This window comes from Microbacterium sp. (assembly GCF_044340635.1).
Taxonomy (GTDB): domain Bacteria; phylum Actinomycetota; class Actinomycetes; order Actinomycetales; family Microbacteriaceae; genus Microbacterium.
In genome coordinates this window covers 72,791-92,025 of the sequence record NZ_JBIITF010000005.1, presented here as the reverse complement: position 1 = coordinate 92,025, position 19,235 = coordinate 72,791, and the positions used below count along the sequence as shown (strand labels likewise).

The window sequence follows — 19,235 nt, the reverse complement described above, 5'->3', positions numbered from 1 at the left end:
CCCGCCATGACCCGGGGCCGTGAATATCAGGCGCCTCGCAGATCAGGCCACACGGATGAGCTTCTTGTTGACGAACTCGTCGGCACCCAGCAGGCCCATCTCGCGGCCCGTGCCGGACCGCTTGACCCCACCGAAGGGCAGCTCGGGCGAGTCCGCGAGCACGAGGTTGACGTAGACCATGCCCGCGTCGATGGCATCGGCCACCCGCTCTGCCTGCGCTTCGTCCGTGGTGAAGACGTACGAGCCGAGCCCGAAGCCCGTGTCGTTCGCGAGGGCGACGGCGGCCGCCTCATCCGCGACGCGGTAGACGACGCCGACGGGTCCGAAGAACTCCTCGCCGTACGCATCCATGTCCGGGGTGACATCTGTCAGGACCGTGCCCGGGAAGAAGGCGCCGTCGCGCACGCCACCGGTGACGAGGGTTGCGCCCTGCTCGACGGCACGCTGCACCTGCTGCTCGAGACGTTCGGCCGCGGCCAAGGACGACAGCGGCCCGAGCACCGTGTCCTCGCTCATCGGGTCGCCGACCGTAGCGGCGCTCATCGCGGCAGCGAACTTCTCCACGAACGCGTCGTACAGCGCATCCACGACGACGAATCGCTTGGCACCGTTGCAGGACTGCCCGACGTTGTCGAGACGCGCCTCCACCGCCGCCTCCACGGCGCCGTCGATGTCATCGGTCGAGAACAGCAGGAACGGGTCCGAACCCCCGAGTTCGAGCACGACCTTCTTCAAGCTGCGTCCGGCGACCTCGGCGACCGCCGCGCCCGCACGCTCGGATCCGGTGACCGAGACGCCCTGCACGCGCGGATCGGCGATGATGGTCGCGGCCTGCTCGTTGGTGGCGTACAGATTGACGTAGACGCCCTCGGGGAACCCGGCATCGAGGTACATCCGCTCGATCGCGGCCGCGGACTCGGGGCACTGCGGGGCGTGCTTGAGCAGGATCGTGTTGCCGATCGCGACGTTCGGCGCCGCGAATCGGGCGACCTGGTAGTACGGGAAGTTCCACGGCATGATCCCGAGCAGCGGGCCGAGCGGTGACCGGCGGACGACCGCCGTGCCCTCGCCGAGGATGTCGATCGGCTGGTCGGCCGTGATCTTCGCGGCGTTGTCGGCGTAGAACTGCGTGATGTCGGCGGCGAAATCCACCTCTCCGAGCGCCGCGGCGAGCGGCTTTCCCATCTCGCGCACGATGATCTCGGCCAGTTCCTCGCGCCGCTCGCGGTGCAGGTCTGCCACGCGATTCAGGCGCTCGGAGCGTTCGGCGACGGATGCGTCGCGCGCCCAGTCGCGGTACGCAGCGGTGGCCGCGGCGACGCTGGCCTCGATCTGCGCATCCGTGAAGGTGTCGTACGTGGCGAGGGTCTCGCCCGTGGCCGGATTGACGACAGCGTATTCGGTCATGATCGCTCCCATTCGTCCGCGTCAGTCGACGGGGATCAGCGTGTACTTGGTCGACAGGTATTCGTGGATGCCCTCGAGGCCGCCCTCGCGTCCGATGCCGGACTGCTTGACACCCCCGAACGGTGCCGCCGCGTTGGAGACGACCCCGACGTTCAGTCCCATCATCCCGGTCTCGAGGCGATCGATCATCCGGTGTCCGCGCGCGAGATCGGTCGTGTAGACGTACGACACGAGCCCGTACTCGGTGTCGTTCGCGAGGCGAACCGCCTCGTCCTCGTCGCGGAAGCGCGCGATCGCGAGCACCGGCCCGAAGATCTCTTCGCGCAGGATCTCACTGCCGGCGACCACGTCGGAGATGACGGTGGGCTCGAAGAACGATCCCTCGCCCTCGATCGCCGAACCGCCCGTGACGAGGCGGGCGCCGCGCTCGACGGCATCGGAGACCAGGGCGGATGCCTTGGCCACCGCATCCTCGTCGATGAGCGGTCCGATCTGCACGCCGTCCTCCGTGCCGCGACCGATCCGCATCGCGGCGACCCGCTCGCTCACCCGGCGGGCGAACTCGTCGGCCACCGCGTCGTGCACGATGAACCGGTTCGCGGCCGTACAGGCCTGACCGATATTGCGGAACTTGGCCTGCATGGCCCCATCCACGGCCTTATCGATATCGGCGTCCTCGAACACGACGAACGGCGCGTTGCCGCCGAGTTCCATCGAGACGCGCAGCACACCCTCGGCGGCCTGCGCGATGAGCTTGCGCCCCACGCCCGTCGAGCCGGTGAACGAGAGCTTCCGCAGCCGCGGGTCGGCGATGATCGGCGCGGCCAGCTTCGATGACGACGACGAGTTGACGACATTGACGACGCCGGCCGGCAGTCCCGCCTCTTCCAGGATCGTCGTGAACAGCATCGTTGTGAGCGGCGTTAGTGCCGGGGGCTTGATCACGACCGTGCACCCGGCGGCGAGCGCAGGGGCGATCTTGCGGGTCGCCATGGCGAGCGGGAAGTTCCAGGGTGTGATGAAGAACGACGGACCGACGGGCCGCTGCGAGACGACCATCCGGCCGGTGCCCTCGGGGTTGAGCCCGTAGCGCCCCGTGATCCGCACGGCCTCTTCCGAGAACCACCGCAAGAACTCCGAGCCGTAGGCGACCTCGCCGCGAGACTCGGCGAGGGGCTTGCCCATCTCGAGCGTCATGACGAGCGCCAGGTCTTCCGTGCGCTCCTGGACGAGGTCGAAGGCGCGACGGAGGATGTCGCTGCGGGTGCGCGGGGGCGTCGCGGCCCAGGCGTCCTGGGCGGCGACGGCCGCGTCGAGGGCGCGCATCCCGTCTTCGGGCGTCGCGTCGGCGATCGTCTTGATGACGGCACCGGTTGCCGGGTCACGGACGTCGAAGGTTCGAGCACCCGTCGCATCCGTCCACTCTCCCCCGATGAAGAGCCCGGAGGGAATGGATGCCAGCAGCGCTGCTTCGCGCTCGGGGGTGATGCTCATCGGAGAGATTCCTTATCTGCGCGCTGTCGTTTGGCGGAACGTGCGCTGAGGGGTGCGTCGAGGGACAGGGTCTCGCCGCGGAAGAACGCGGGACTGCGGAAGCGCTGGATCACCATGATGACGATGCCGAGGCCGATGATCACGACCCCGAGGACGAAAACGCTACCGAGGCCGAACCATTCGGTTCCACTGCCGTAGTCGGGGTCCATGCTCTCGACGAGCGTGATGACGAACAGCGCCGCCAGGATGATCCCGCCGACGAGCGGGAACAGCAGCGTGAAGAACACGTTGCGCACCGAGTCGAACCACTGCTTGCGGAAGTACCACACGCACGCGAACGCCGTGATGCCGTAGTAGAAGCAGATCATCAGGCCGAGGGTCGTGATGGTGTCCCACAGGACGTTCTCGTTGACGAAGCGCATGACGGCGTAGAAGGCCGAAGCGATCACCGCCGAGACGATCGTGGCGTAGCCGGGGGTGAAGAAGCGGGGCGTGACCGCGGCGAACTTCTTCGGCAGGGCGCCGTAGTGCCCCATCGCGAGCAGCGTCCGTGCGGGCGAGACGAATGTCGACTGCAGGGACGAGATCGAGCTGGTCAGCACCGCGAGCGACACGAGGAACGCGAGCGGGCCGAGGATCGGGCCGCTGAGGAAGAAGAACACGTTCGCCTGGATGTCCTCGTTGCCGAGTCCGAGCTCCCCCGTCCCGATTCCCGCGAACGCGAGGAGCGAGATCGAGATGAGCAGGTACAGCACCACGATCGTGATGACCGTGAGCGTCGCCGCGCGACCCGGCGTCTTCTCCGGGTCCTTGGTCTCTTCGTTCATCGTGAGGGTGACATCCCACCCCCAGAAGATGAAGATCGACAGCGACAGTCCCGCGACGACGGCGGTGAACGAGCCGACCGCGAACGGGTTGAACCACGACAGCTCGGGCATCGAGGCGTCGAACGCGTTGCCCTGGGCGACGTGCACGAACGCGGCGATCGCGAAGACGACGAGCACCAGCACCTGGAACCCGACGAGGAAGTACTGCAGCTTCTGCGTGGTCTGCATGTCCCGATACGAGATCATCGTGGCGCCCAGCATGAACAGCAGACACACGGCGACGTTGATGAACGGGTTGAACGCGAGATCCGCGATCGCGCCGTTCGTCTGCGCGATCTGGTCGATCAGCAGGAAGAAGAACTCCACGGCTATGCCCGCCAGGTTCGAGAGCACCAGGATCGTGGCGGCGATCAGCCCCCAGCCGGCCATCCAGCCGACCCACGGGCCGAAGGCGCGCGCGGCCCACGTGAACGATGTGCCGGAGTCCGGCATCTGGCGGTTGAGCTCGCGGTAGCCGAACGCGACGAGCAGCATCGGGATGAATCCGATGAGGATGATCGCGGGTACCTGGAATCCGACCTCCGACACCGTGGGGCCGAGGGCAGCCGTCAGCGTGTAGGCCGGGGCGATGCACGAGATGCCGATGACGACCGCGCCGATCAGGCCGACCGTCCCGGCGCTCAGGCCCTTCTTGGAGAGTCCCCCGGTCACCGGGTCCCCGGTTTCGGCAACGCTCTTTCGGGTGGTGCTCATGCGCGTTCTCCTTCCACAGCGTTCGGGCGGGGCGAGTCGTCAGCGTGCGTTCGGGGCACGACGATCATGGGCACCGGAAGCGTCCGGAGCATCTTGGCGGCGGTCGAGCCGAGAAAGAGGCGACGCGGCTGCGCGAGCCTGCTCGAACCGACCAGGACGACCTCGCCGTCCTGCCAGTCGAGTTCGGCGACGGCATCTTCGATGCTCGCCCCTTGGGCGGCGGATGCTTCGGCCACGATGTCGGCGGGGAGCGCTGCGCGCGCCTGTGCGAGGACCATGTCGGCGTGCGTGGATCCGGCGAGCCGGATGACGCCGGTGTCGACTCCCGAGGGCAGATCGATCGTCACGAGGGACACGAGGCGCAGTGTCGCGCCGGTGGCGGCGGCTAGCGAGACGGCGTCCTCGATCAGGGCGTCTGCGCCGGGACGCGTGCCGACCGCGGCGGTGATGCGGGTGAGCGGCGCCGTCACGGTGCGGGCGCCGGCAGGGGCGAGTACGACGGGCACGGTCGACGAGTGCAGGAGTTCGTTCGCAACCGCACCGAGGGTGTAGCGCCCGAGGATGCCGCCCGGCGAGGCGCCGACCACGATATACGCCGCCCCCAGTTCTGTGGCCACCTCCAGGAGTCCCGCAGCGAACGAGTCCGAATAGCGGACGTGCGTGCCGTGGGCGAGCCCGTCGGGGAGGGCGGCGACCGCCGACTCGAGCCATCCGGCGGCCTGCTCGCGCACGTACGCGTCATAGCTGGCATCGGGCGGAACGACGGCCCCGCGGCCCTCGTCCAGCAGGACGGTGACGAGCTCGATCCGTCCCCCGGACGCGGTCGCGAGCCGGGCGGCGAGAGCCGTGGCGTCGGCGCCGGAATCGGTCGCCGTGTAGCCGACGACGAACACGCGTGCGCTCATGCGCGGGCCTCCTCGATGATGTGTGCTGCGGCTTCGCGACCCATGCGGATCGCACCGTCGACGTGCTGGTACCCGGCGCCGGCCAGATCGCTGCAGGCGAAGTGGATGGGCCCGACGGGGGTGCGCAGGTCTGCGCCGTAGCGGGCGAGTCCGCCCAGGTCGAAGCTCGCGGCGTAGGCGCCGCGCGTCCACTCCTCCGAACCCCAGTCGCTCTCGTAGTAGACGACGGGGTCTTTCGCCTCGGGCCCGTAGTAGTGCGACAACGATTCGAGGATGCGCTCCTTGCGCTCTTCGGCGCTCAGGCGGAAGAGGTCATCGGCGGTCTGATCGGAGACGAAGCCGACGAGCGTTCCGCGCGCATCCCCGTGATTGGTGTTGTCGTACGCCTCATGCGAGAGCTCGTACGGGCTGAACGCCGTACCCGAGAGGCCCTTGTCGCGCCAGAAGGGCGTCTCGTAGACGGCGTGCACCTTGATGACGAAGCCCATCGACAGGTGCTGGTGCATCTGGTGCTGCAACCGCGGCAGCGGCGGCACGTACGAGATGCGCGAGTAGAGGTTCGGCGCGAGCGCGAGAATCGCGAAACGCGCGCGGACGGTCGTGGTGTCGGCGACGGCGGTCACACCCGAATCGCCCCACTCGAGCGTGCGCACCGGCTCGTTCAGCAGCACATCCTCACCGAGGCGCTCGGCCAGCAGGATCGGAACCTGCTGGAGGCCACCGACGACGCGCTTGTCGAGGATGAAGTCGGCGTCGACCAGGTGCGAGTACGACCCCGCCGACGCGGCCATCAGCAGCGACTGCAGCAGAGAGAAGGTGTGCGTCGGCTTGGTGAGCATCGCCGAACCGGTCGCGAAGGCGAGGTTACGCACCGCCTCGTCGTCGTCGGTCTGCGCGCGCAGCCAGGCATCCCACGAGATCCGATCCCATTCCGCGGCCTTCTCGTGCGCCCACGGCCGGTCGGGGTCGATCTCGGCGACCATCGCGTCGAGCCGTTCGGTGATCTCGGCGATCACGCGCTCGGTCTCCGCCGAGACGGGAAACATCTCGCCCGTGAAGCGGTGCGCCACACCGTCCGGCCCGACATACACGCTGTCGCCCTCGCGGTAGCGCGAGTATGTCTCGAGTCCGAGCTCGGCGACCGTGTCGATCAGGGCGTCCTGGTCGGGCGAGACCCACTGCCCGCCGATCTCGAACATCGCGCCCTCGATCTCGTCGGTCCAGAGGCGCCCGCCCACGCGGTCGCGGGCTTCGAGGACGGCGACCGACAGGCCGGCCTTGCGGAGCGCGTTCGCCGCGGTCAGTCCCGCGGCTCCCGCCCCGATGACGACGACGTCACGGGTGATCTCGCTCATCTGGCGTTCTCCTTCAATCGCGAGCGAGGGCGCCCTCGACGACGTCGAGTCCCTCGTTCAGCAGGTGGTTCGGGATGGTCAGGGGTGGCAGGAACCGGATGATGTTGCCGTGCGTTCCGCAGGTCAACACGATCACGCCGTTGGCGATGCAGTCCTTCGCGATCCGCGCCGTGAGAGCGCCATCCGGCTCCCCCGTTTCGGGATCGACGAATTCGGCGGCGATCATCGCGCCGAAACCACGCACATCGCCGATGCGGGCGTCCGTCGCGGCCAGGGCACGCAACCGGGAGGTCAGGATGTCGCCGATCTCCGTTGCCCGATCGAGGAGTCCGTCCTCGACGTAGGACTCGATTGCGGCGAGCGCCGCGACGCAGGCGAGCGGGTTGCCGCCGTAGGTGCCCCCGAGACCGCCCGTGTGCGTGGCATCCATCATCTCGGCCCGGCCCGTCACACCCGAGAGGGGCAGTCCGTCGGCGATGCCCTTCGCCGTGACGACCAGGTCGGGAACGATGCCGAAGTGCTCGCTGGCGAACCAACGGCCGGTGCGGGCGAAGCCCGTCTGCACCTCGTCGGCGATGAAGACGACGCCGTTGTCGCGGCACCAGTCGACGATCGCGTTCAAGAATCCGTCGGCGGGCACGATGAAGCCGCCCTCGCCCTGGATCGGTTCGATGATGACGGCCGCGACGTTGTCCGCGCCGACCTGCTTCTCGATGTGCTGGATCGCCTTCTTGGCGGCCTCGGGCCCCGTGAGCCCGTCGTGGAACGGGTAGGACATCGGCGCGCGGTAGATCTCGCCGGCGAACGGCCCGAAACCGTGCTTGTAGGGCATGTTCTTCGCCGTCAGGGCCATCGTCAGGTTCGTTCGGCCGTGGTACGCGTGATCGAACGCGACGATCGCGGGGCGCTTCGTGTACTTGCGGGCGATCTTGACCGCGTTCTCGACGGCCTCGGCCCCCGAGTTGAACAGTGCCGTCCGCTTCTCGTGGTCGCCGGGAGTGAGCTCGTTGAGCGCCTCGGCGACGGCCACATAGGACTCGTACGGCGCGATCATGAAGCAGGTGTGCGTGAAGCGGTTCAGCTGTTCAGTGACCGCGGCCACGACGCGCGGGTTCGAGTTACCCGCTGTCGTGACCGCGATCCCCGACCCCAGATCGATGAGTGAGTTGCCATCGGCGTCGACGACGACGCCCCCACCGGCCGCGACGGCCGCGATCGGGACCGTGTGCCCGACGCCTGACGCGACCGCGGCGGCCTTGCGGTCGAGGATCTCTCGGGACCGGGGCCCCGGCAGGTCGGTGACGAGGCGGCGCTCTTGGGGGAGCGAGGGTCCGCCGAGGGGCAGCGCGGTGAAGCTCTCGATGACACTCATGATCGGGAGCGTAGGCCCGCGGGTCCGCCGCGCGCACTCGCCGCGATGTACAACTTCTCGACGATGACCATACAGCGCGTATAGTCTCGGCCTCGTGGTCGCATCCTCTCCCCCGGCGCCGACCCCGACGCTCCGCGCTTTGCTCGCACGCGCCGACCTCGCGCTCCGGCTCGCCGGCGAAGACGCGCAGGACGGAGCCGTGAACTCGGCGGATCGGCAGGGCGACACGCTCGACCGCCCCATCCGCTGGATCCACAGCTCCGACTTGGCCGACCCCACCCCGTTCCTCTCCGAGGGGCTGGCGCTGTTGACCACGGGGACCCAGTTCCTCGACGCGGACGACGCCGGGATCTACGACGACTACGTCGCACGCCTGACGACCCGCGGGGTCGTCGCCCTCGGCTTCGGAACCGAGGTGGTGCGCGAGGGGATCCCCGACGGTCTCGTGGTGGCCTGTCGCGCGTACCGGATGCCCCTGTTCGAGGTGCCGTACCGCACGCCGTTCATCGCCGTGGCTCGGGCCAACGCCGAGGCCGTAGCGGCACAGACCTTCGCCCGACGCAGCTGGGCGCTCGCCGCACAGCGGGCGATCGCCCTCGCCGCGCTCCGGCCGGACGGACTCGGGGCGACACTCGCCGAACTCGCCCGGCAGCTCGACACCTGGGTGGGCCTGTTCGACGCGACGGGCACCCTGACCCGCCAGCATCCGTCATCGGGCCTGTCGCCCGACATCTCAGAGGGACTGCGAGACGAGGCGCGACGCGTCCTCCGACGCGGGGCGCGGGCGGGATCGACGCTCCGCGTGGGCGGAACGCCGTTCACGCTCCAGACGCTCGGGCGCGGGGGACGCCTGCGCGGTGCGATCGCGATCGCCGCCGGCGACCTGGATCAAGAGAGCCGGAGCGTCGTGACCGCGGTCATCGCGATGGCCGGCCTGGCACTCGAGCAGAGCGAGGGCGCCGCCCGTGCGCGCAGACAGCTGCGCTCGGGCGTCATTCAGTCCTTGCTCGCGGGCCAACCGGGTGTCGCCGCACGCATAGCTCGCGAGATGTGGGGCGGATTGCCCGAGGCGCCCATCGTCGTGGCCGTCACGGATGCGGCGTCCGTACGCCGCGAGACCGTGACCGATCGACTCGAGTTGCTGGCCGATGAACTGAAGGGGCGCCTGTTCTTCGGACGCGAGGCATCCGGCATCGTTCTGGTCCTCTCACCAGACGACGCCGGCGAGCTCGAGGGACTGGCCGCCGATCTCGGGTTGCGGATCGGGGTGTCCGATCCGGCTCTCTACGACGCGTTCGCCGCCGCAGCTGCACAGGCGCGGACGGCGCGGGATCGAGCGACAGTAGTCGGCGTCGCGCCGTTCACCGACCTCACCCCGGGCGGGTTACTCGCCCTGCTTACCGGTCCCGATGCCCGGGCCGCGGGACGCGCGCAACTCGAACCTCTCCTGCGGCACGATGCCGAGCGCAGGAGCGCGCTGGTCGAGACTCTGCGTTCGTGGCTCGAGCACGACGGGTCGCACGAGGCGACGGCGCGGGCCCTCGGCATCCATCGCCATACCGTCCGCGCGCGCGTCGCGACCGCCGGAGGTCTGCTCGACCGCGACCTCGGCACGTTCACCGCCCGCGCGGAGCTCTGGGCAGCGCTACGCGCCCTCGGCTGACCTGCTCAGCGCCAGCCACGCCGCCGAAACACCCCATCTGCGCCGAGACACCCACCGCCACAGGGTGTTTCGCCGCAGGAAAGGTGTTTCGGTGCCGGGGGCACCCGCTCAGCCCGGCGCGTGCGCGTCGAGGAACTCGTAGACGTCGGTCGTGTCGACGCCCGGGAAAGACCCCGTCGGCAGCGTCGCGAGCAGAGTGCGGGGCGTGCGCACGTTCGGCCAGGCCTGGTCGCGCCAGGCGTCCTCGAGGTCGGCGGGGGCCCGACGGCAGCAGACCTCGACCGAATGCTTCGAGACGCCGCGATTCGGGGTGTCCCGACCGATGAACCACCTGGTGTCGTCGAACCGCACCCCCACGCTCACCGAGTGGGCTCCCTCGCTGGATGCCTCGACGCGGGCTGTGCACCAATAGGTTCCGTTGCCGGTGTCGGTGTACTGGTAGTACGGGTTGAAGCGGTCGTCGACGTCGAAGACGACGCGGCTCGTCCAGCGTCGGCAGCACATCTGACCCTCGATCGAACCCAGCCGGTCGGTCGGGAAGTTCACGTCGTCGTTCTCATAGGCCTTCGTGATCGTGCCCGACTCGTGCACCTTCAAGAAGTGCACCGGGATGTCGAGGTGCCGGGTCGCGAGGTTCGTGAAGCGGTGCGCCGCCGTCTCGTACGACACCGAGTAGGCGTCGCGCAGGTCCTCGATCGAGATCGCCCGCCGCGACTTCGCCTCGTGCAGGAACGGCACGGCGTGCGCCTCGGGAATCAGCAGGGCACCCGTGAGGTAGTTCGTCTCGACGCGCTGGCGGAGGAATTCCGCGTAGCTCGTCGGCTCGGCGTGCCCCAGGATCCGGCTCGACAGCGCCTGCAGAACGGCCGTCCGGGGATCACCCTTCGCCGAGATTCTGCTCGAGAGGTAGAGCCGCCCGTTCTTCAGGTCCGCCACGCTCCGCGTCGTCTGCGGCAGGTCGGGCACGTAGTGGATCGTGAAGCCGAGGTGCGCCGCAATATCTGACGCCGAACGCTGCGTGAGGGGTCCGCCCGGGTGCCGCACGGCCTCGAGGATGCGGACGGCGTGCTCTTCGAGTTCGGGGAAGTGATTGTGCTGGCGCCGCATCAGGTGGCGCAACTCGACGTTGGCGCGGCGGGCCTCTTCGGGGGTGGCGGCACGCTCGTCGCGCAGACGCTCGATCTCGCCCTGCAGCGCCAGCATCGTGCGCAGCGCCTCGGTCGGCAGCGTCTTGCCGATCCGGAACGGCTCGATACCGAGCGCGCGGAACGTCTGCCCCGACATGGCGCGCTCGAGCGAGATCTCGAGCACCGAGCGCTCGTCCAGGGGCTCGGACTCGAGGAGGGCGTCGAGGCTCGTGCCGAGCGCGCGGGCGATCGAGCGCAGCAGGCTGAGCTTCGCCTCGCGCTTGCCGGTCTCGATCATCGACAGCTGGCTCGGCACCCGGTCGACGGCCGCGGCGAGCTCGTCGAGCGTCATTCCGCGGGCGGTGCGCAGTTGACGGATGCGTCGGCCGATCGTCAGGGGATCCACCTCTTCATCCTCGTCGGGCTCGAGACCGTGAACCGGGCGCGTGACGCTGCTCATACCCCGATTCTGTCACGAAAGCAGAATTTTGCTAGAACTTCACACCCTCATCGACAAGTTCAGTGCCCCAATTTCGCCCACAGTGGAGACAAGCCCACCGAGGCGCCGATCCCGAAGGACAGATCATGACCATCACAGAAACCCGCACGCCGCCCCTGACCACGACCGCTCCCTCGATCGAGGTCCTCGGCGCACTCGGCAACCGGTACGACGAGATCCTCAGTCCCGATGCACTCGCGTTCCTCACCGAACTGCACCACCGCTTCTCGTCCCGTCGGCATGATCGCCTCGCCGACCGGTTGCGTCGCAGGTTCGAGATCGGCAACGGTCACGACCCGCGCTTCCGCGACGACACCGCACACATCCGCGCCGACGACAGCTGGCGGGTCGCGGGCGCCGGACCTGGACTCGAAGACCGCCGCGTGGAGATCACCGGGCCGACCGACCCGAAGATGACGATCAACGCCCTCAACTCCGGCGCGCGGGTGTGGCTGGCCGATCAGGAGGACGCCACGTCCCCCACCTGGAAGAACGTGATCGAGGGCCAGCTGTCGCTGCGTGACGCGATCCGCGGCGAGCTGTCGTTCACGTCGCCGGAAGGCAAGACCTACAGCGTGACCGCCGAGCGCACCCCCACAATCGTGATGCGTCCGCGAGGCTGGCACCTGGGAGAGAACCACCTGCGATACACCGATCGTGCGGGACGGCAGCTCGCGGCATCCGGATCGCTCGTGGACTTCGGCCTCTACTTCTTCCACAACGCGCAGGCGCTCATCGAGTCGGGACGCGGGCCCTACTTCTACATCGCCAAACTCGAATCCAGCGAAGAGGCGAAGCTGTGGGATGACGTGTTCTCGTTCAGCGAGACGTACCTCGGCATTCCCCACGGCACGATCCGCGCCACCGTGCTGATCGAGACGCTCCCCGCGGCGTTCGAGATGGACGAGATCCTCTACGAGCTGCGCGACCACTGCGCCGGCCTGAACGCGGGTCGCTGGGACTACATCTTCTCGATCATCAAGAACTACCGCGGACGCGGAGCGCGCTTCGTCCTGCCCGACCGCAGCGAGGTCACGATGACCGTGCCGTTCATGCGGGCGTACACCGAACTGCTCGTGAAGACCTGCCACAAGCGCGGAGCCTTCGCGATCGGCGGCATGAGCGCGTTCATCCCGAACCGTCGTGACCCCGAGGTGACCGCACGCGCCTTCGAGAAGGTCGCCGCCGACAAGAAGCGCGAGGCCGGCGACGGGTTCGACGGCACGTGGGTGGCGCACCCCGACCTGATCCCGACCGCGATGGCCGAGTTCGACGCCGTGCTGGGCGACCGACCGAACCAGCTCGATCGCCAGCGCGACGACGTGCAGGTGAAGGCCGAGGATCTGCTCGACGTGCACATCGGCAGGCCCGTGACCGCCGCGGGCGTGCGCGCGAACGTGTCGGTCGCGATCCGTTACATCGAAGCGTGGCTGCGGGGCCTCGGCGCCGTGGCGATCGACAACCTCATGGAGGATGCGGCGACCGCCGAGATCTCCCGCAGCCAGGTGTGGCAGTGGATCCACCAGGACCGCTCCACCGCGGAGGGCGACCCGATCACCCGCGAGTACATCGAGGGTCTCATCGGCGAGGTTCTGAGCGAGGCCGACCGACGCAAGAACGACCGCTACGAAGACGCCGCGCAGATCTTCCGCGAGGTGGCGCTGGGCCAGGACTTCCCGGCGTTCCTCACGCTCCCCGCATACGCGAAGTACCTCGTCGAGCTCGCCTGATCGAACTCTTCGACCCCACCATCCACCCCACCTGCCTAAGGAATTGACATGACCCACTACGCAGACGACATCGAAGCCGTCGACGCCCTCAAGAAGCAGAACGGCCCGAGTTGGGATGCCATCAACCCGGAGTACGTCGCGCGCATGCGCGCGCAGAACCGCTTCAAGACCGGTCTGGAAATCGCCCAGTACACGGCCGACATCATGCGGCGCGACATGGCGGAGTACGACGGCGACTCGTCGCTGTATACCCAGTCCCTCGGCGTCTGGCACGGCTTCATCGGGCAGCAGAAGCTCATCTCCATCAAGAAACACTTCAAGACGACGAAGAAGCGCTACCTCTACCTGTCGGGGTGGATGGTCGCCGCGATGCGCTCGGAGTTCGGTCCGCTCCCCGACCAGTCCATGCACGAGAAGACCTCGGTGCCTGCCCTCATCGAAGAGCTGTACACCTTCCTTCGGCAGGCCGATGCGCGCGAACTCGACCTTCTCTTCACGAAGCTCGACGCAGCCCGCGCCGCAGGCGATGAGACGGCCGAGGAATTCATCCATTCCCAGATCGACAACTACGAAACGCACGTGGTGCCGATCATCGCCGACATCGATGCCGGCTTCGGCAACCCCGAGGCCACGTACCTGCTCGCGAAGAAGATGATCGAAGCCGGTGCCTGCGCCATCCAGATCGAGAACCAGGTGTCGGATGAGAAGCAGTGCGGTCACCAGGACGGCAAGGTCACGGTTCCGCACGACGACTTCATCGCGAAGCTCCGAGCCGTGCGATATGCGTTCCTCGAACTCGGGATCGACAACGGCATCATCGTCGCGCGCACCGACTCGCTCGGCGCAGGCCTCACGCAGAAGCTCGCCGTCTCGCAGACGCCGGGTGATCTCGGCGACCAATACAACGCGTTCCTCGATGTCGAGGAGATCCCCTCCTCCGACCTCGCCGACGGCGATGTCGTCATCCGACGCGACGGCAGGCTGCTCCGCCCGCGGCGGCTCGCGAGCAACCTGTACCAGTTCCGCCCCGGCACGGGCGAGGCCCGGTGCGTGCTCGACTGCATCACTTCGTTGCAGAACGGCGCCGACCTGCTGTGGATCGAGACCGAGAAGCCCCACGTCGAGCAGATCGCGGGCATGGTGGATGAGATCCGCAAGGTGATCCCGAATGCGAAGCTCGTCTACAACAACAGTCCGTCGTTCAACTGGACGCTGAAGTTCCGTCAACAGGCGTACGACCTTCTGGCCGCCCAGGGGGCCGATGTGTCGGCCTACGACCGCGCCGACCTGATGAGCGTTTCCTATGACGACTCGGCGCTCGCACGCCTGGCCGACGAGAAGATCCGCACGTTCCAGAAAGATGGCTCGGCCCGCGCGGGAATCTTCCACCACCTCATCACGCTGCCGACCTATCACACGGCCGCGCTGTCGACGGATGACCTCGCCAAGGGCTATTTCGGAGACGAGGGGATGCTCGCCTACGTCACGGGCGTGCAGCGCCGAGAGATCCGCGAGGGCATCGCGACGGTGAAGCACCAGAACATGGCCGGCAGCGACATCGGCGACAACCACAAGGAGTACTTCGCGGGCGACGCCGCGCTCAAGGCGGGCGGCAAAGACAACACGATGAGCCAGTTCGGCTGAGCCAGCCCCGCGAAATCAGCAGGATGTAAGCCCGGAGAGGTCCGGTACAGTGTGCTCGTGGCACGGTTCCAGGCCTCTCCGGGATCGCAGACGTCCCTGCGTGAGGCGAACCGCGCCCGCGTGATCGACAGCCTGAAGCGGTATGGCCGCCTCACACAGGTGGAGCTTGCCGGTATCACCGGCCTCTCCCCCGCCACGGTGTCCAACATCGTGAAGGAGCTGACGGCAGCGGGCGTCCTGAACACGTCGATCACATCGCGAAGTGGTCGCCGGGCAACGCTCGTCTCCCTCGCACGTCACCTCGGGATCGTCGCGGGGGCGCACTTCTCGTCGCGGCATCTGCACATCGCGATCGCGGACGCGACCCGAACGATCGTCACGCAATCGACACTGCCGTTGCCGGTGGATCATCGGCACGACGCTGAGCTCGACCGCCTCGCCCTCCTGCTGAGCGACATGATGGATTCGATCGGCGGCTCGCTGTCCGACATCCTCGCGATCGGCCTGGGTCTTCCCGCGCCGGTCGATCCGCGAACCGGACGAATTTCTGCCCCCGGGCTGCTGCGCGGGTGGGAGGGCGTGGATGTCGCGGCCAGCCTGTCGGCGCGCACCGGTCGCCCGGTGTTCATCGACAGCGAAGCGAACCTCGGCGGCCTCGCCGAGGCGCGGGAGGGGGCCGCGCGCACGTCCGCGTCGTCCGTCTACCTCCGGGTGGGACAGACCATCAGCGCGGGTCTCGTCGTGGGCGGTGACCTCTTCCGCGGCGTGAACGGCAAGGCCGGCCAGATCGGGCACATCACCCTCGACGAGAACGGGCCCGTCTGTCGCTGCTCCAACCGCGGTTGCCTCGAGACCTACGCGGGTGGCCCCGCCCTGCTGAGCCTGTTCGCGCCCGACGGAGGCTTCCGTCGCCTGGGCGACCTCGTGCAGGCGGCCGAACTCGGGGACGGCCGCGCACGTCGGGTGATCGCCGATGCGGGAAAGCACCTCGGCATCGCCGCAGCCAGCCTGACCAATCTGTTCGACCCCGAGGCGATCGTGGTCGGGGGCGAACTCGCCCGGGCCGGCGAGATCCTCCTCGCCCCCATGCGGCACGCCCTCGAGCGCGCCGCGCTCTCGGCGTCGGGCGAGCTGCCCGAGATCGTCGAGTACAGCTTCGGGGAGTGGACCGAGACCCGCGGCGCGATCGCGCTCGCGCTCGACCACGTGAGCGTCGATTCGGAGTCCGTCGCTCTTCCCGCGTGATCGCGACCCTAGACTCATCGCGTGTCGATGGCGATTCGCGATGGTCAGCCTGGCCGTGCTCGCACGGTGATGGCGTGCGCCTCCGCACTACTTCTTCTCGCCGCGATGCTCACGGGGTGCAATGCGTTCGCGGGCGGCGCCGACAAGATCGGACTGCTGCTGCCCGATGCGAAGACCGCCCGCTACGAGAGCTTCGATCGGCCCTTCTTCGAGCAGCGCGTCGCCGAACTCGGTGACTACGAAGTGCTGTACGCCAACGCCGATCAGGACATGGCCAAGCAGCAGGAGCAGGCGGAATCCCTGCTGGCCGCGGGGATCTCGGTGCTGGTGCTCGACCCGGTCGACGCCGAAGCCGCCGTCAGCATCGTCAACTCGGCGTCCGGGATGGGCGTGCCCGTCGTGGCCTACGACCGGCTCATAGCGGGCGGAGACATCGCGTATTACGTTTCGTTCGACAACGCGCTCGTCGGCGTGCTCCAGGCGCAGGCGCTCGTCAACGCGCTCGCGACGGGCGGCACCGGCGGGATCCTGATGGTCAACGGCTCTCCGACCGACAGCAACGCTCCCCAATTCGAGGCGGGCGCCCTGAGCGTCATCGACTCCAGCCATCTGACCGTTCTCGCCTCGTACGACACGCCCGACTGGAGCCCCGACAAAGCACAGGAGTGGGTGGCCGGGCAGGTGGCCCGGTTCGGGTCGCAGATCGAGGGGGTCTATGCCGCGAACGACGGTACGGCCAGTGGCGCCATCTCTGCGCTCCGCAGCGCGAACGTCGATCCCCTGCCGCTCGTGACGGGACAGGATGCCGAACTGACCGCCATCCAGAGGATCATCACGGGAGATCAGTTCATGACGGTTTTCAAGGATGTGCGTCCTCAGGCGCGGAAGGCGGCCGAGGTCGCGGTCGCTCTGGCACGCGGCGAGGAGGTGACGTCGCGCGTCGAAGTGAGCGGGATTCCCGCCACACTGCTGATGCCGGTAGCCGTGACGCAGAAGAACATCGCGGAGACGGTCCTGGCCGACGGTTTCTGGACGTGGGACCAGGTCTGCACGGAGGATTACGCCGAGGCGTGCGCCGTGGTCGGGCTGGTGGCGCCGTGACCCGCAATCGAATCCTCACCGTGACCGGCGCGACGAAGCGCTTCGGCGCCGTGACCGCCCTGAGCGCGGTGGACTTCTGGGTGGACGAGGGCGAGGTGGTGGCTCTCGTCGGCGACAACGGCGCGGGCAAATCGACGCTCGTGAAGATCCTGGCCGGCGTGCACGCACCGGACAGCGGATCCCTCGAGTACGACGGGCGCTTCGTCTCGCTCGGCGACCCGGCGGACGCGAAGGATCTGGGGATCGCGACGGTGTTCCAGGACCTCGCCCTGTGCGAGAACCTGGATGTCGTCGCGAATGTCTGGCTCGGGCGCGAGCTCGTCACCGAGGGACGTCTCGACGAGGTAGAGATGGAGCAGCGCACCTGGTCTCTCCTCCGGGATCTCTCGGCGCGGATCCCGTCGGTGCGTGATCACGTGTCGACGCTGTCGGGCGGGCAGCGACAGACGGTGGCGATAGCCCGCTCCCTCGTCGGCGAACCGAAGATCGTGATCCTCGACGAGCCGACCGCCGCGCTCGGCGTCGCACAGACGGCCGAGGTACTCAACCTGATCGAGCGACTGCGGGAGCGCGGTCACGGCGTGGTGCTGGTCAGCCACAACATGGCCGACGTCATGGCGGTGGCCGATCGCGTGACGGTCCTGCGCCTCGGACGCAACAACGGCGTCTACAACGTGGCCGACATCACGACCGAGACCCTGCTCGCCGCGATCACGGGCGCGATGGAGCCGACCGCATCCGCGCCGCACCGCGTCACCCCCACGGGTACCGTCGCGGACGCCGTGCCGGGGCACGCGGCGGACATCGTGTCTCTCGCTGATCGCAGTGGCCGACGACGGGGGCGGATCAGATGAGCGCGTCCGAGTCCGCGCGCGATGCGCTCGCGATCGCCGGGTACCGCATCCGCGACGGAGCCGCCGCGCTCGTGGAGCGCACACGCAGCGGGAATCTGGGGGTCCTGCCCGTCGTCCTCGGCCTGGCAGTGATCTGGACGATCTTCCAGATCCTCAATCCGGTGTTCCTCTCGAGCACCAACCTGGTGAACCTCACACTTCAGTCCGCGGCGATCGGGACCATCACCCTCGGTGTGGTCATCGTCCTCCTGGTGGGCGAGATCGACCTCTCGGTCGGATCCGTATCGGGGCTGGCCTCCGCGGTTCTCGCCGTCAGTCTCGTGCAATCCCGGTGGCCCTTGATCCTCGCCGTGGTCGCCGGCGTCCTGGCGGGTACCGCCGCCGGGCTGCTGTACGGATTCCTCTACACACGATTCGGGATCCCGAGTTTCGTCATCACACTCGCCGGATTGCTCGGCATCCTCGGGGTTCAGCTCTGGGTGCTCGGCGAGTCGGGGTCGATCAATCTGCCCTTCGACTCGTGGCTGGTGGTCTTCGCCCAGCAGATGTTCCTCCCCGCCTGGGCGTCGTACGTCGTGATCGTGCTGGCCGTCGCCGCGAATGCCGTCGCTCACCTGCGCACGGCGCGCCGTCGAGAGCGGGCGAACCTGACGTACCAGAGCACGCGCGCGATCGTTCTCCGCGCGCTCGCGCTGCTCGGGGGACTCGGCGTGGCCGCGTGGTATCTGAATCTGTCGCGTGGCGTCGGTCTCTCGTTCCTGTTCTTCGTCGGTCTCGTCGTCATCGCCGACTTCGCGCTCACCCGCACCCGATGGGGACGCGCCGTCTACGCGGTCGGCGGATCGGTCGAGGCGGCCCGTCGCGCCGGGATCCGCGTCGACCGCATCTACGTGTCGGCGTTCGTCCTGTGCTCGACCTTGGCGGCGACCGGCGGCATCCTCGCCGCGGCTCGGCTCGCGGCCGTCAATCAGAGTTCGGGCGCTGCGGACACGAATCTGAACGCGATCGCCGCGGCGGTGATCGGGGGCGCGAGCCTGTTCGGGGGACGCGGAACCGCATGGGCGGCACTGCTCGGCATCCTCGTCATCCAGTCCATCTCTTCGGGACTGACGCTGCTCAACCTGGATTCGTCGGTGCGATTCATCGTCACGGGTGCCGTGCTCGTCCTGGCCGTGATCATCGATTCGACGTCGCGAAAGAGCCGGGCGGCGCACGGCCGGAACTGATTGTTCGGGCACTCAAACGTCTTTTTGCCTTCA

At 68.2% G+C, this 19,235-nt stretch carries 14 protein-coding genes; 7 read left to right on the top strand and 7 right to left on the bottom strand.

Annotated elements, in window-relative coordinates; translation table 11 throughout:
- Positions 1–42 precede the first annotated feature (42 nt).
- The 6 genes from ACIQ0W_RS06475 to gabT are packed head-to-tail and all read right to left on the bottom strand — an operon-like array spanning position 43 to position 8,113.
- The gene (locus tag ACIQ0W_RS06475) at positions 43–1,407 is read right to left on the bottom strand and encodes an NAD-dependent succinate-semialdehyde dehydrogenase (RefSeq protein WP_396641968.1); all 1,365 of its coding nucleotides are present in this window, start codon (positions 1,405–1,407) and stop codon (positions 43–45) included.
- A 21-nt stretch (positions 1,408–1,428) separates the two neighbouring features.
- Complete coding sequence (locus ACIQ0W_RS06470) at positions 1,429–2,901, bottom strand: NAD-dependent succinate-semialdehyde dehydrogenase (RefSeq protein ID WP_396641967.1); 1,473 nt, start codon at positions 2,899–2,901, stop codon at positions 1,429–1,431.
- A complete protein-coding gene (locus tag ACIQ0W_RS06465; protein ID WP_396641966.1) occupies positions 2,898–4,481 on the bottom strand; it encodes an APC family permease in 1,584 nt (527 codons plus the stop codon). The genes ACIQ0W_RS06470 and ACIQ0W_RS06465 overlap by 4 nt, the downstream gene beginning before the upstream one ends.
- Positions 4,478–5,386 (bottom strand): universal stress protein, encoded by a 909-nt coding sequence (locus ACIQ0W_RS06460; protein WP_396641965.1) that lies wholly within the window; start codon positions 5,384–5,386, stop codon positions 4,478–4,480. Before ACIQ0W_RS06460 ends, ACIQ0W_RS06465 begins: the two co-directional genes overlap by 4 nt.
- Complete coding sequence (locus tag ACIQ0W_RS06455) at positions 5,383–6,741, bottom strand: flavin monoamine oxidase family protein (RefSeq protein WP_396641964.1); 1,359 nt, start codon at positions 6,739–6,741, stop codon at positions 5,383–5,385. Before ACIQ0W_RS06455 ends, ACIQ0W_RS06460 begins: the two co-directional genes overlap by 4 nt.
- Before the next feature lie 13 nt (positions 6,742–6,754).
- Positions 6,755–8,113 (bottom strand): 4-aminobutyrate--2-oxoglutarate transaminase, encoded by a 1,359-nt coding sequence (gene gabT, locus ACIQ0W_RS06450; protein WP_396641963.1) that lies wholly within the window; start codon positions 8,111–8,113, stop codon positions 6,755–6,757.
- Positions 8,114–8,207: 94 nt separating this feature from the next.
- On the opposite strand from gabT, the gene ACIQ0W_RS06445 reads away from it, so the two are divergent.
- A complete protein-coding gene (locus ACIQ0W_RS06445; protein ID WP_396641962.1) occupies positions 8,208–9,776 on the top strand; it encodes a PucR family transcriptional regulator in 1,569 nt (522 codons plus the stop codon).
- Between the two features lie 108 nt (positions 9,777–9,884).
- On the opposite strand, the gene ACIQ0W_RS06440 is transcribed toward ACIQ0W_RS06445, so the two are convergent.
- Complete coding sequence (locus ACIQ0W_RS06440) at positions 9,885–11,363, bottom strand: helix-turn-helix domain-containing protein (RefSeq protein WP_396641961.1); 1,479 nt, start codon at positions 11,361–11,363, stop codon at positions 9,885–9,887.
- A gap of 125 nt (positions 11,364–11,488) precedes the next feature.
- Between ACIQ0W_RS06440 and aceB the strand changes: the two genes are divergently transcribed.
- Genes aceB through ACIQ0W_RS06410 form a run of 6 tightly spaced genes read left to right on the top strand, consistent with a single transcriptional unit; the run spans position 11,489 to position 19,202 of the window.
- Entirely contained in the window at positions 11,489–13,132 is a 1,644-nt protein-coding gene (gene aceB / locus ACIQ0W_RS06435) for a malate synthase A (RefSeq protein ID WP_396641960.1), read from the top strand.
- 48 nt (positions 13,133–13,180) lie between these two features.
- Positions 13,181–14,776: an isocitrate lyase gene (locus tag ACIQ0W_RS06430; RefSeq protein WP_396641959.1), complete on the top strand. Its 1,596-nt coding sequence runs from the start codon at positions 13,181–13,183 to the stop codon at positions 14,774–14,776.
- Between the two features lie 57 nt (positions 14,777–14,833).
- A complete protein-coding gene (locus ACIQ0W_RS06425) occupies positions 14,834–16,021 on the top strand; it encodes an ROK family transcriptional regulator (protein WP_396641958.1) in 1,188 nt (395 codons plus the stop codon).
- 27 nt (positions 16,022–16,048) lie between these two features.
- On the top strand, positions 16,049–17,122 hold the full coding sequence (locus ACIQ0W_RS06420) for a sugar ABC transporter substrate-binding protein (protein WP_396642039.1): 1,074 nt from the start codon (positions 16,049–16,051) through the stop codon (positions 17,120–17,122).
- A 20-nt stretch (positions 17,123–17,142) separates the two neighbouring features.
- On the top strand, positions 17,143–17,976 hold the full coding sequence (locus tag ACIQ0W_RS06415) for an ATP-binding cassette domain-containing protein (RefSeq protein WP_396641957.1): 834 nt from the start codon (positions 17,143–17,145) through the stop codon (positions 17,974–17,976).
- Entirely contained in the window at positions 17,973–19,202 is a 1,230-nt protein-coding gene (locus ACIQ0W_RS06410) for a sugar ABC transporter permease (RefSeq protein WP_396641956.1), read from the top strand. Before ACIQ0W_RS06415 ends, ACIQ0W_RS06410 begins: the two co-directional genes overlap by 4 nt.
- Positions 19,203–19,235 lie beyond the last annotated feature (33 nt).

What these genes read in the sequence shown, in the direction of transcription:
- ACIQ0W_RS06475 (WP_396641968.1), bottom strand. Translation starts at nt 1,407, where the DNA reads ATGACCGAATACGCTGTCGTCAATCCGGCCACGGGCGAGACCCTCGCC.
- ACIQ0W_RS06470 (WP_396641967.1), bottom strand. Translation starts at nt 2,901, where the DNA reads ATGAGCATCACCCCCGAGCGCGAAGCAGCGCTGCTGGCATCCATTCCC.
- ACIQ0W_RS06465 (WP_396641966.1), bottom strand. Translation starts at nt 4,481, where the DNA reads ATGAGCACCACCCGAAAGAGCGTTGCCGAAACCGGGGACCCGGTGACC.
- ACIQ0W_RS06460 (WP_396641965.1), bottom strand. Translation starts at nt 5,386, where the DNA reads ATGAGCGCACGCGTGTTCGTCGTCGGCTACACGGCGACCGATTCCGGC.
- ACIQ0W_RS06455 (WP_396641964.1), bottom strand. Translation starts at nt 6,741, where the DNA reads ATGAGCGAGATCACCCGTGACGTCGTCGTCATCGGGGCGGGAGCCGCG.
- gabT (WP_396641963.1), bottom strand. Translation starts at nt 8,113, where the DNA reads ATGAGTGTCATCGAGAGCTTCACCGCGCTGCCCCTCGGCGGACCCTCG.
- ACIQ0W_RS06440 (WP_396641961.1), bottom strand. Translation starts at nt 11,363, where the DNA reads ATGAGCAGCGTCACGCGCCCGGTTCACGGTCTCGAGCCCGACGAGGAT.
- aceB (WP_396641960.1), top strand. Translation starts at nt 11,489, where the DNA reads ATGACCATCACAGAAACCCGCACGCCGCCCCTGACCACGACCGCTCCC.
- ACIQ0W_RS06430 (WP_396641959.1), top strand. Translation starts at nt 13,181, where the DNA reads ATGACCCACTACGCAGACGACATCGAAGCCGTCGACGCCCTCAAGAAG.
- ACIQ0W_RS06420 (WP_396642039.1), top strand. Translation starts at nt 16,049, where the DNA reads ATGGCGATTCGCGATGGTCAGCCTGGCCGTGCTCGCACGGTGATGGCG.
- ACIQ0W_RS06410 (WP_396641956.1), top strand. Translation starts at nt 17,973, where the DNA reads ATGAGCGCGTCCGAGTCCGCGCGCGATGCGCTCGCGATCGCCGGGTAC.